The sequence below is a fragment of the Mycobacterium sp. ACS1612 genome (genome assembly GCF_001667505.1).
GTDB lineage: Bacteria > Actinomycetota > Actinomycetes > Mycobacteriales > Mycobacteriaceae > Mycobacterium.
In genome coordinates this window covers 100696-112912 of sequence record NZ_LZHZ01000019.1, presented here as the reverse complement: position 1 = coordinate 112912, position 12217 = coordinate 100696, and the positions used below count along the sequence as shown (strand labels likewise).

The window sequence follows — 12217 nt, the reverse complement described above, 5'->3', positions numbered from 1 at the left end:
TGCTTTTGCCTACGCTCGTGCCAACACGGACGGGAGGCCACCGATGCACAAGGCGGATATCGCCGCCCTGCTCGCCCTCGGCGCCGCGCTCTTCATCGCGATCGGCGACGTCGTCCACCAGCGTTCGGCGCACGAGGTCACCGACGAACCGGTCAGCCACCTCGACCTGTTCCTGCGCCTGCTGCGCGACCGGCAGTGGTGGATGGGCAGCATCGTCGCGGCCGTCGGGTTCGCGCTGCAAGCCGCGGCGCTGGGTTTCGGATCGGTGCTGTTGGTGCAGGCGCTGCTGGTCACCGCGCTGCTGTTCGCGCTGCCGATCAACGCCAGGCTGTCGCAGCGGCGGGTGACGCGCTGGGAGTGGATGTGGGCGGCGCTGTTGGCGATCGCGGTCGCGGTGATCGTGACCGTCGGCAATCCGACCGAAGGCCACTCCAGGGCGTCGCTCGAGACGTGGACGGCCGTGATCGCAGTGCTCGGCCCCGCGCTGGTGCTCTGCGTGGTGGGCGCGCGAATCTGCTCGGGACCGACCAGCGCGGTGCTGCTGGCCGTCGTGTCCGGCGCGCTGTGGGGGGTGTTCGCGGTGCTGACCAAGGGGGTGGTGGACCGCCTCGACCACGGCGTGGGGGTGCTGCTGCGGACCCCGGAGTTGTACGTCTGGGCGCTGGTCGGCATCGCAGGCACGGCGTGGCAGCAGTCGTCGTTCCGTGCCGGCGCGCTGACTGCGTCGCTGCCGACGATGACCGTCGCCGAACCGCTGGTCGGCTCCGTGCTGGGCATCGTGGTGCTCGGCGAGACGCTGCGACCGGGAGAGGCCGGGTGGTTGACGCTGATCGTCGCGGTGGTGGTGATGGTGGTGGCGACGGCCGCGCTGGCCCGCGGCGAGGCGGCCGGTGCCACCAAGCAACCAGTGTGAGCACTACCTTGGTGGCGTGCTGAGCGCCATCGCGATCGTCCCGTCAGCACCCGTATTGGTTCCCGAACTCGGCGCAGGCACCGCCGACGAACTCGCCGACCTGCGTCGGGCGGTGCTGGCCGCCGCGAGGGCGCTGCCGCCGACCTGGATCGCGGTCGGCGCCGACGCCGCCGACACGCTGCTGGGTCCGGACAGCGCGGGCACGTTCGCGGGATACGGCGTCGACCGGCGCGTCGCGCTGTCGCCGGACGCCGGGACCCCGACCGCTCTGCCGTTGTCCGCGTTGATCACCGGCTGGGTCCGCGACCAGGCGGCGCCCGACGCCCGCGCGCAGATGCGGGTCTACGACGCGGGACACGACGTCGACACCGCGCTGGCTCACGGTCGGGCGTTGCGCGCCGAGATCGACGAAAACCCGGACCCGGTCGGGGTTCTCGTCGTCGCCGACGGTGCGCATACGCTCACCCCGCCCGCGCCCGGCGGATACGACCCCGCGTCGGTCGCGGTGCAGGCCGCGCTCGACGACGCGCTCGCCGCCGGCGATGTCGACGCGCTGAGTCGGCTGCCCGACGCGATCGTCGGCCGCGTCGCCTACCAGGTGCTGGCCGGACTGGGGCGCCCCCGGTCAGCCGACGAGCTGTACCGCGGGGCGCCCTACGGCGTCGGATATTTCGTCGGCGTCTGGACACCATGAGGCCGATCGCGGTCATCGGCCCGACCGGAACCGGTAAGTCGGCGCTGGCGCTGGCCGTCGCCGACGAGGTCGGCGGGGAAATCGTGAATGCCGACGCCATGCAGCTCTACCGCGGCATGGACATCGGCACGGCGAAGCTGCCACCGTCGGAGCGCCGCGGCATCCCGCACCATCAGCTCGACGTCCTGGAGATCACCGAGACGGCCACCGTCGCCCGCTACCAGCAGGCCGCGACGGCCGATATCGAGGCCATCGCCGCCCGCGGCGCGGTCCCGGTGATCGTCGGGGGATCGATGATGTACATCCAGTCGCTGCTCGACGCGTGGTCGTTCCCCGCCACCGACGCCGCCGTGCGCGCGAAGTGGGAGGGCCGGCTGGCCGAGATCGGGGTGAGCGCCTTGCACCGGGAACTGGCCCGCGTCGACGCCGACGCTGCGGCCTCGATCCTGCCGACCGACGGACGTCGCATCGTGCGGGCCCTCGAGGTCGTCGAGTTGACGGGGCAGCCGTTCGCTGCGTCCGCGCCGGTGATCGGCGCTCCGCGCTGGGACACTGCGATCATCGGATTGGATTGGGACACAACGATTCTCGATGAACGACTGGCCCAGCGCACCGACAAGATGTTCGCCGACGGGCTGGTCGACGAGGTGCGTGGGCTACTGCAGCGAGGGCTGCGCGACGGGGTGACGGCGGCGCGTGCGCTCGGCTACGCCCAGGTGATCGCCGATCTCGACGCGGGTGGCGACGGCTCGGCGGCCCGCGAGCCGACGTTTTTCGGCACCCGCCGTTACGTCCGGCGTCAGCGCTCCTGGTTCCGCCGCGACCACCGCGTCACCTGGCTGGACGGCGGCGCACCCGACAACGTCGAGCGCACGCTGCGGATCTGGCGGCACGTATCCTGAACTCGTGGAATTCGCCAAAGGCCACGGCACGCAGAACGACTTCGTGCTGCTGCCGGACGCCGACGGCAGGCTGTCGCTGACGCCCGCCGGGGTGGCCGTGCTGTGCGACCGGCGTCAGGGCGTTGGCGCCGACGGGGTGCTGCGGGTGACCAGGGCCGGGGTCGCCGGACTCGACCGACTGCCGGAAGGGGTGGCGGCCGACGACTGGTACATGGACTACCGCAACGCCGACGGGTCGGTTGCGCAGATGTGCGGCAACGGGGTTCGGGTGTTCGCGCACTACCTGCGGGCCAGCGGCCTGGAGAGCCGCGACGAGTTCACCGTCGGCTCCCTCGCGGGTCCTCGTCCGGTGGTGCTGCACCGGTGGGACGACACCACCGCGGACGTCACAGTCGAAATGGGCAAGACCAACCAACTCGGCACCGGGGAGGCCATCGTCGGCGGACGGCCGTTCGCGGGCCTGGCGGTCGACGTGGGCAACCCGCATCTGGCGTGCGTTGATGCGGACCTGACCGTCGACGAACTCGCCGCGCTGGACGTCGCGGCGCCGGTGTCGTTCGACACCGAGCAGTTTCCCGAAGGCGTCAACGTCGAGGTGTCGACCGCCCCACACGGGTCAGCGGTGTCGATGCGGGTACACGAGCGAGGTGTCGGAGAAACCCGCTCGTGCGGCACCGGGACGGTCGCGGCGGCCGTCGCGGCGCTGGCGTACGAGGGTGCCACCACGGGCACGCTGCTGGTGCGGATACCCGGCGGCGAGGTCACCGTCACCGTCACCGACGCCAGCAGCTTCCTGCGTGGCCCGTCGGTGCTGGTGGCGAACGGCGAGGTGGCCGAGGAATGGTGGCGCATTGCGCAGCGTTAATTGGGGTGCACGCGCACAGTCGACCGTGCGAATCTGTAATCACTTATGACCCATCCCGATTCCTCATTCAACGACGCCCCGAGCGCGGGTGAGCTCGCTCTCGAAGACCGCACGGCACTGCGCCGCGTGGCCGGTTTGTCGACCGAACTGGCCGACGTCTCCGAGGTCGAGTACCGGCAGCTGCGGCTGGAACGCGTGGTGCTCGTCGGTGTCTGGACCGAAGGCAGCGCCAAGGACGCCGAAGCCAGCCTCGCCGAACTGGCCGCCCTCGCCGAAACCGCGGGCTCGGAGGTGCTCGAGGGGCTGATCCAGCGCCGCGACAAGCCCGACGCGTCGACCTACATCGGCTCCGGCAAGGCGCAGGAGTTGCGTGAGGTCGTGCTGGCCACCGGCGCCGACACCGTGATCTGCGACGGCGAGCTGAGCCCCGCGCAGCTGACCGCGCTGGAGAAAGCGGTCAAGGTCAAGGTCATCGACCGCACCGCGCTGATCCTCGACATCTTCGCCCAACACGCCACCAGCCGCGAAGGCAAGGCGCAGGTGGCCTACGCGCAGATGGAGTACATGCTGCCCCGGCTGCGCGGGTGGGGTGAATCGATGTCCCGGCAGGCCGGCGGTAGGGCGGGCGGCGCAAGCGGCGGCGTGGGTACGCGCGGTCCCGGTGAGACGAAGATCGAGACCGACCGCCGCCGCATTCGCGAGCGGATGTCCAAGCTGCGCCGCGAGATCAAGGACATGAAGCAGGTCCGCGACACCCAGCGCAGCAAGCGCCGCGCCAGCGACGTGCCGTCGATCGCGATCGTCGGGTACACCAACGCTGGCAAGTCCAGCCTGTTGAACGCGCTGACCGGCGCCGGTGTGCTCGTCGAGAACGCGTTGTTCGCCACACTCGAACCCACTACGCGGCGTGGGGAATTCGCGGACGGGCGGCCGTTTGTGCTGACCGACACGGTCGGGTTCGTGCGGCATCTGCCGACGCAGTTGGTCGAGGCGTTCCGCTCCACGCTGGAGGAAGTCGTCGACGCCGCGCTGCTGGTGCACGTGGTGGACGGTTCCGATGTGAATCCGCTGGCGCAGATCAACGCGGTGCGCCAAGTGGTCAATGAGGTGATAGCCGATCACAACGGCAAGCCGGCGCCAGAACTGTTGGTGGTCAACAAGATCGACGCCGCCGACGGACTCACGCTGGCCCAGCTGCGCAGCGCGCTGCCCGATGCGGTGTTCGTGTCGGCGCGCACCGGCGACGGCCTGGAGCGCCTGCAGCAGAAGATGGCCGGGTTGATCGAACCGACCGACAGGGTGGTCGACGTGACCATCCCGTACGACCGCGGCGACCTGGTCAACAAGGTGCACGCCGACGGCCGTGTGGACGCCACCGAGCACACCGCCGACGGCACCAGAATCAAGGCCCGCGTGCCGATTCCGTTGGCCGCGAGCCTGCAAGAGTTTGCGACGTTCTAGGTGGCGTTCGACGTTGTCGAAGCGTCCATCGCCGAATTGCGCGGCGCACTCGACTCGGGCCGCGTGACCGCCGTCGATCTGCTGGAAAGTTATCTGGACCGCATTGCGGCCTACGACCATGCCGGGATCCGGTTGAACGCCGTTGTCGTGCTGAACCCGCAGGCCCACGCCGATGCCGAGGCCTCCGACCAACGCCGGGCCCACGGCCAAACGCGCGGCCCGCTAGACGGCATTCCCTATACGGCCAAGGACAGTTATCTGGCCCGGGGTCTCACCGCAGCGGCGGGCAGTCCGGCCTTCGCGGACCTGGTGGCACAGAAGGACAGCTTCGTCGTCGAGCGGTTACGCCAGGCCGGCGCCGTGCTGATCGGGCTGACAAACATGCCGCCGATGGCGAACGGCGGCATGCAGCGCGGACTCTACGGACGAGCCGAAAGTCCGTACAACGCCGACTATCTGACCGCTGCCTTCGCGTCGGGTTCCTCCAACGGGTCGGGCACCGCTACGGCGGCGTCGTTGTGCGCGTTCGGCATCGGCGAGGAGACGTGGTCGTCCGGTCGCGCTCCGGCGTCCAACAACGCGTTGTGCGCGTACACGCCGTCGCGTGGCGTCATCTCGGTCCGCGGTGGCTGGCCGCTGGTGCCGACGATGGACGTCGTTGTGCCACATACCAGGACGATGGCCGACATGTTCGAGGTGCTCGACGTGATCGTGGCCGACGATCCGGTGACCCGCGGTGATTTCTGGCGCAGCCAGCCATGGGTGGCGTTGCCCCGGCCCAGCCAGGTGCGGCCTGCGTCGTATCGGCAGTTGACCCCAGCCGGCCTCGAGGGGCGGCGATTCGGTGTGCCGCGCATGTACATCAATGCCGACCCGGACGCCGGGACCGCCGAACGGCCCGGCATCGGCGGGCCGACGGGACAGCGCATCGACACGCGACCGTCGGTGCTGGCGTTGTTCGAAGCGGCGCGACGCGATCTGCAGGCGGCAGGCGCCGACGTCGTGGAGGTCGACTTCCCGGTGGTCAGCAACTACGAAGGCGACAGGCCGGGCGCACCAACGATTTTCACCCGCGGGCTGGTCAGTCCTGGCTATCTGGCCAGGGAATTGCTCGACCTGAGCGCATGGGCGTGGGACGACTTCCTCGACGACAACGGCGACCCGCGGTTGCACCGGTTGGCCGACGTGGACGGCGAGCGGATCTTCCCGCACCCGCAGGGCGCGCTGCCCGACCGCTACACCGGGTTCGACGACGACATCGCGAGCTATCCGGCGCATGTCAAGAACCACCCGGTCGAGTCCTTCCTCGACATCCCGGACCTAGAGGACGGTGTGCGCGGACTCGAGCAGACCCGGCGCCTCGATCTCGAGGAGTGGATGGACGGTCTGGGCCTCGACGCGGTGATCTTCCCCGCGGTCGCCGACGTCGGGCCGGCGAATATGGATGTCGACGAATCGTCGGCCGATCTGGGGTGGCGCAACGGCGTGTGGGTGGCCAACGGAAACCTGGCGATACGACACCTCGGCATCCCGACGGTGACCGTGCCGATGGGCACCATGGCCGATGTCGGCATGCCGGTGGGGCTCACGCTGGCCGGTCGCGGCTACGACGACGTCGCGCTGCTGCGGTTGGCCGCGGCGTTCGAGGCGACCGGAACGCGGCGGACGTCACCGCCTCGAACACCGCCGCTGAATTGTCAGCAGTGACAACTACCGCTGCTCCTGCGTCGACACGATCACGATTTCCCGCGTACATACCCTGCTGCCGAATGCCGGGCAAGTGCTGACGCTCGATGCCGTTGAGGTGGTGGTCGCCGAGAAAACCACCCCGCCGGTGCGAAGTAGCGCAGCGAACCGCTTTGCTGATATTTGCCATGTAAATAGACGGTTCCGTCAGTTAGCAGTTACTTAGTTGCGTTTGCATTGTTGACGCATCCGAAAAAAGTGGTTCTAGCTCGGCCTTTCATGGTTGGCGCGCCTTGCATCTGGGTAGTGATGGAGGGCGAGCGGAGGAGTATGTCAGAGCAATCAAACGTTGCCGAGGTCGACCGGGGAGTGTGGGTGTACGCGATCGGGCGCGCTGACCACGCTGCGGAGCGGGCGGCGAGCCTGTGCGGGGTGGCCGGCGAACAGGTGCGTGCGGTCGTGGCGGGCGACCTGGCCGCCGCCGTCGGGACGGTGGACCTCGAGGAGTTCAGAGGAGCGCGACTGCGGCGCACCTTCGAGGATGCCGACGCGTTCGCCCCCAAGGCGCGAGCGCACAACGCGATCGTCAGCGCCTTTCGCCGCGGCGGGCCGGTGATTCCAGTGCGACTGGGCACCATCTACCGCGACGACCGGCGGGTCAGCCAACTGCTGTTGAACGAGCACGACGACATGGTGGCCGCGCTGCGCCGCGTATCGGGCCGCGACGAACTCGGCGTCAAGGCGTACGCCGATCCGAGAAGCCTGGCGCTGCAGGGGGATCTGATCAATTCGGCAGCGACCGACACACTCTCGCGTGTTCCCCATCTGCTGCGCAGGAGACGGCAACTCGCCGCCCTGCAGGAGGGCTACCAGTTGGCGTCGGCCGAAGCGGATCGGGTACACGCGGTGCTGTTGCGTTGCGCCGTCGACGGAAAGCGCAAACCGCCATCAGAGGAGCACAGCACGAACAAGGGACCTTGGACGTTGCTCAACGGCTCGTATCTGGTGGAAAAAGACGGCATCGGATTGTTCAGGGAAACCCTGACAGCGCTCGAAAGGTCAACCGCCAGAATCAGACTCGAAGTAACCGGGCCGTGGCCACCGTACTCGTTCGCCGACGATCTGGTTGCGATCTGACCAGACACGAAAAGACGCAAGGCACCCCTCCGGTTAGCCTTGCGCCTTTCGCGGTCCGGTGTCAGCGCTGCTCGGCTTCCTGGCGCTTCTCAGCGGTCTTGGCTGCGGCGCGGGCACTTTCAGCCTCGGCCTCCTTCTTGGCGGCGTTGCGCTGCGCGTCGGCCTTGTCCTGCTGCGCCTGACCCTCGCGGTAGAGATCGTCGCGACCCGCGACCGCGCCGAGAACCTCTTTGGCCTTGCCTTTCACACCCTCGACAACGCCCTTGACGGCTTCCTCGGGTCCACTGTTGTTCTTGTCCGACATGGCAGGTTCCTCCCTGTCAATCCGATGGTGCCTGGGGGATTCCCAACCGAAGCGCTTTGCCAAACATCGGCGTGTGTTAGCTCACACGGTGTCGAGCAAATCTTCCGCGGCGGCGGCCAGCACTTTCTGCGCAAGTCGCGCCTTGAGCTCGTCGAGGCGCGTCTCCTGCGCATCGGTGCGGGCCTGATTGCGGGCGAGGTCGATGAACTCGTCGGTGACGTATCCGTCGCGCAGCAGCAGGGTGACGGCGCGGCCACCCACCTCGACTTCGAACACGAAGTCTTCCAGCAGTCGGCCCCGGTCCTCACGCACCAAGTTCCGGTCGATGAGATAGCGGCCGTCGGACACCGCGCGGGTGACTGCCTCAAAACCGTCGCGCGCACCGGGACCCCGAAACGCGGTGCGTACCTTGACCGATCGGCGATCGGGCACAGCGCCGGGGGAGAGCACGGCGAAGGCGCGCTGCAACACCTTGAACGCCATCGCGACGCCGGCGGGGGAGTGCGGTCCGTGGTAGCGAATCATGTCGTCGAACGTGAAAGTCAGTGTCCTGCCACGTTCCTCGACGATGATCGCCTCGGTCATCGATCGACGATCACCGGGGGTTCGTGGGCGCGCACCGGCGGGAGCGGGCCGGTGAACTTCTCCACCTGCACCAGCACGTGCGCACCGGTACAGCCCTGGGCGAGGGCCGATGTGCCGATGTCTTCGGTCAGCACGTTCGGGTTGCCGTGCACGCACATGGCGTCCGGGTCGGCGGGATCTTCTGGATCGAACCACGCCCCGGTCGACAGTTGCACCACGGCGCGGCGCAGCCGATCGTCGGTCACCACGCCGGCGAGGCAGGCGCCGCGATCGTTGAACACCCGCACCACATCCCCGTCGGCCAGGCCACGCTCGCTCGCGTCCGCGGGATGCATCCGAATCGGTTCGCGCCCTTGCACTTTCGAGGCGGTGCTGACCGCACCGATGTCGAGCTGACTGTGCAATCGAGTCGCGGGCTGGTTGGCCAGCAGATGCAGCGGATAGTGGGCTGCCCGGGTCCCGCCGAGCCATTCGGACGGCTCGAACCATGCCGGGTGGCCGGCGCAGTCGTCGTAGCCGAAGGAGTCGATGTCGGCGGAGAAGATCTCGATGCGCCCGCTCGGGGTGGTCAACCGGTGCGTTTCCGGGTCGGCGCGAAAGTCGGCCAACAGCGTCAGACCGTTCTGGGTGGGCAACCGCAGTCGCCCCATTGCCCAGAACTCGTCGAATGTCGGCACCCCGAAATCCAGTCCCGCCGCCCACTTGTCATACATGTGCGCGAGCCACTGCCGAGCGTTGCGGCCCTCGGTGAACTGCTCGCCGAAGCCGAGCGCGTCGGCCAGCGCGGCGAAAGTGGTGTAGTCGTCCCGGGACTGCGCATACGGTTCGACCAGTTTGGGCATCGCCATCAGGACCGGGTCGTTGCGGGACCCGGAGTAGTCGTCGCGTTCGTAGGGGGTGGTTGACGGCACAACGATGTCGGCGTGTTTGGCCATCGCCGTCCAGTACTGCTCGTGCACCACGATGGTGTCGACGCGGCCGAGCGCGCGCCGCAGCCGCGGAATGTTCTGGTGGTGGTGAAACGGGTTGCCGCCCGCCCAGTACACCAACTTGATGTCGGGATAGGTCAGCCTGCGGCCGTTGTAGTCGAACTGTTCACCGGGGCGCAGCAGCATGTCGCTGACCGCCGCGACCGGGATGAACGTCTGCACCGGATTGGGGCCCTGCGGTAAGGAGGGCAGCCTGAAACGCAGTGGCGGTAGGCCAGGTTCGTTCATCGAGCCGTAGCCATGCCCGAAACCGCCTCCCGGAAGGCCGATCTGGCCGAGCATCGCAGCCAGCGTCAGACCCATCCACGGCGCCTGTTCGCCGTGCCGGATCCGTTGCAGTGACCAACTGACGGTGACGATCGTGCGCTGCGCCGCCATCCGTCGCGCCAGCGCCGTCAGATCGTCGGCGGCCAACCCGCAGATCTGCGACGCCCACTGCGGCGACTTCGCGACGCCGTCGTCGAGGCCGAGCAGGTAGCGCTCGAAACGGTCGTAACCCGTGCAGTAGGTGTCCAGGAACTCGCGGTCGGCCAGCGACTCGGTGGCCAGCACGTAGCCGAGCGCGAGCATGACGGCGACATCGGTGCCAGGCACCGGCGCATGCCATTCACAGTCGCCCTCGACGTCATCGCGCAGCGGTGAGAACGAAACGATGCGCCCGCCGCGGTCACGGAACCGACGCAGCGCGTCGCGGGCCGGATGACCGGTGGTGCCGCCGTGATTGGTGCCGGTGTTCTTCAGCGCCAGGCCGCCGAAACAGACCAGCAGATCGGTGTTTTCGACGATCACGTCCCACGCGGTTGAGCGCTTGAACAGGTCGTCGTGGGTGCCGACCACCCGCGGCATGATGACACCGGTCGCGCCGAGGCTGTAGGAGTGTCGCGAAAACGTGTATCCACCAAAGAGTTTGAGGAATCTGTGCACTTGGCTCTGTGCGTGGTGGAAGCGGCCCGCGCTGGCCCAGCCGTAGGAGCTGCCGTAAATCGCCTCGTTGCCGTGGGTGTCGACGACCCGCCGCAATTCACCGGCTAGCAGGTCGGTGAGTTCGTCCCACGAGACGGCGACGAACTCGTCGGCACCGCGACGTGTCGTCGGACCGGGCCCGTGGCGCAGCCAGCCGCGCCGGACCGCAGGCGTGGCGACTCTGGCGCGATGCCGGATGGCGCCGGGTAGGTTGCCGAGCAGTGGGGACGGATCGGTGTCGCCGTCGATTGGGGTGACGGTAGCGATGTCGCCTGCGTCGATCCCCGCGGAAAAGCCGCCCCAGTGAGCAAGGCTCGTCCGGGCATGGGTCATGACGCAAATTCTAGGGCGCGGGCCGCGGTCGGGCTCACTTCAAGGTAACCAGTGAAACCGGTATCGAAGGTTACTGTCGAGATGTGGCTCTCCAACGACTCGTTGCTCCATGGCAGTCCGGTCACTTCGTCGGCGGCCACCTCGCGCTTGACCTGGCGAACACGGTCGTCCATCGCACGGCGCCGGCGGCGGACAACGAACTGCTCAAATCGGTCCGGGACGTGAGTTCCTGGTGCCAATCGGCGGGTCTCATCTCGTCGGCGGATGCGCGCACGCTCAACAGCCACGCCGGCCATGAACTCGTCAGCGCCGTACATCGAGTTCGCGATCACCTGTGGGCGGTCTTCGACGCGGTGTCGGCGGGAAAGCCGCCGCCGGCCGTCGCATTGGGACCGCTGCTGAGACAGGCCGGCCGTGGCGTGAGTTCGGAGCTCGTCTGGTACTCGGACGCCCAGATGTCCAGGGTGGCAGGGCGCTTCGGCGATCCGGCTGCCATTCCGTCGGCGCTGGCGTTGATGGCCATCGACGCGCTGTGCACACTGCCCACTGGCCGCATGCGGTCTTGTCCGCGGTGCGGATGGCTGTTCGTCGACGTCTCCAAGGGCGGACGTCGACGCTGGTGCAGCATGACCACGTGCGGAAACCGGGAAAAAGCGAACCGTCGTCGACACCTCGAACAGGGCTAGCCTGCCCGCAACTGCTTCCGCATGATCGGCCTGTCTGCTCGTGGCCGCGCCACCTCCTGAAAACCCGCGCCGCGAAATGCGCTGGCAATTCCCGTCATTGCGGTATCCGATCCGGCTTGCTTTCCGCGTCGCGGATCGATGGGGTAGCCCTCGATCAGCCGGTAACCGTTCTTCGCCGCATAGGCGCACGCTGCATCCAGCAGTGCTGCCTGCAGGCCGGTGCGGCGATGTGAACGTCGCACGAACACGCACGTGATCGCGCATGCGCCGGCGTCCTCGACCGCGTTCACCACCGGCGAGCGTTCGAGTCGCGGATAGGCCGCGCGCGGTCCCAGCGCGCACCACGCAATCGGGTCGTCTTTGAGATACCCGATCAGGCCGGGTGGGGGAGTCTTCTTCGCCAGTCGCCGCATCGCCCGCCGATTCCCCTCGCCCCTGTGCTCCATGAACGCCGCGATCGTCAGTCGCCAATGCATGCACCAGCAGCCGCGGGAGCCTCCGCTGTCTCCCATTACGGTCGCGAAGTCGTCCCAGGTGTCGGTGGTCAGCTCGCGGACGGTCAGCTTGTCTCGTTTCATGAGGCACGAGTACCCGCTTAAAACAGGTTTACCGGTTACCTGCTGGGAGATAACTGGAACGGACGTTTCTCAGCGACAGTGCGAGTCGACGGCGACAAAACGTCGGTCTCGGCGACGCACA

At 68.1% G+C, this 12217-nt stretch carries 12 protein-coding genes; 8 read left to right on the top strand and 4 right to left on the bottom strand.

The features are described from left to right. Window positions 1-43: 43 nt before the first annotated feature. From A5724_RS07545 to A5724_RS07515, 7 genes are all read left to right on the top strand, one after another. Window positions 44-913 carry a DMT family transporter gene (locus tag A5724_RS07545; protein WP_067798640.1) on the top strand — a complete coding sequence of 290 codons (870 nt, stop codon included), beginning with the start codon at window positions 44-46 and terminating at the stop codon, window positions 911-913. A 16-nt stretch (window positions 914-929) separates the two neighbouring features. Further along, complete coding sequence (locus tag A5724_RS07540; RefSeq protein WP_067798637.1) at window positions 930-1607, top strand: hypothetical protein; 678 nt, start codon at window positions 930-932, stop codon at window positions 1605-1607. Continuing rightward, window positions 1604-2509, top strand: a complete 906-nt coding sequence (miaA, locus tag A5724_RS07535; RefSeq protein WP_067798634.1) for a tRNA (adenosine(37)-N6)-dimethylallyltransferase MiaA — start codon at window positions 1604-1606, stop codon at window positions 2507-2509. The genes A5724_RS07540 and miaA overlap by 4 nt, the downstream gene beginning before the upstream one ends. Window positions 2510-2513: 4 nt before the next feature. Beyond that, entirely contained in the window at window positions 2514-3374 is an 861-nt protein-coding gene (gene dapF, locus A5724_RS07530; RefSeq protein ID WP_067798631.1) for a diaminopimelate epimerase, read from the top strand. A gap of 45 nt (window positions 3375-3419) precedes the next feature. After that, window positions 3420-4835, top strand: coding sequence for a GTPase HflX (hflX, locus tag A5724_RS07525; protein WP_067798628.1), 1416 nt, complete (start codon window positions 3420-3422; stop codon window positions 4833-4835). Continuing rightward, entirely contained in the window at window positions 4836-6542 is a 1707-nt protein-coding gene (locus A5724_RS07520) for an amidase (RefSeq protein WP_067798625.1), read from the top strand. It abuts the gene before it with no gap. Between the two features lie 309 nt (window positions 6543-6851). After that, on the top strand, window positions 6852-7658 hold the full coding sequence (locus tag A5724_RS07515) for a GvpL/GvpF family gas vesicle protein (protein WP_067798622.1): 807 nt from the start codon (window positions 6852-6854) through the stop codon (window positions 7656-7658). A gap of 61 nt (window positions 7659-7719) precedes the next feature. On the opposite strand, the gene A5724_RS07510 is transcribed toward A5724_RS07515, so the two are convergent. The 3 genes from A5724_RS07510 to A5724_RS07500 form a co-directional block, all read right to left on the bottom strand. Beyond that, window positions 7720-7962, bottom strand: a complete 243-nt coding sequence (locus tag A5724_RS07510) for a general stress protein CsbD (RefSeq protein ID WP_067798619.1) — start codon at window positions 7960-7962, stop codon at window positions 7720-7722. An 81-nt stretch (window positions 7963-8043) separates the two neighbouring features. Further along, a complete protein-coding gene (locus A5724_RS07505) occupies window positions 8044-8547 on the bottom strand; it encodes a hypothetical protein (RefSeq protein WP_067798616.1) in 504 nt (167 codons plus the stop codon). After that, a complete protein-coding gene (locus tag A5724_RS07500; RefSeq protein WP_067798612.1) occupies window positions 8544-10832 on the bottom strand; it encodes a molybdopterin guanine dinucleotide-containing S/N-oxide reductase in 2289 nt (762 codons plus the stop codon). Before A5724_RS07500 ends, A5724_RS07505 begins: the two co-directional genes overlap by 4 nt. An 83-nt stretch (window positions 10833-10915) precedes the next feature. Between A5724_RS07500 and A5724_RS07495 the strand changes: the two genes are divergently transcribed. Beyond that, a complete protein-coding gene (locus tag A5724_RS07495; protein ID WP_067798609.1) occupies window positions 10916-11518 on the top strand; it encodes an ABATE domain-containing protein in 603 nt (200 codons plus the stop codon). On the opposite strand, the gene A5724_RS07490 is transcribed toward A5724_RS07495, so the two are convergent. Then, window positions 11515-12096, bottom strand: a complete 582-nt coding sequence (locus A5724_RS07490; RefSeq protein WP_067798607.1) for a GNAT family N-acetyltransferase — start codon at window positions 12094-12096, stop codon at window positions 11515-11517. The genes A5724_RS07495 and A5724_RS07490 overlap by 4 nt on opposite strands. Between the last annotated feature and the right edge of the window lie 121 nt (window positions 12097-12217).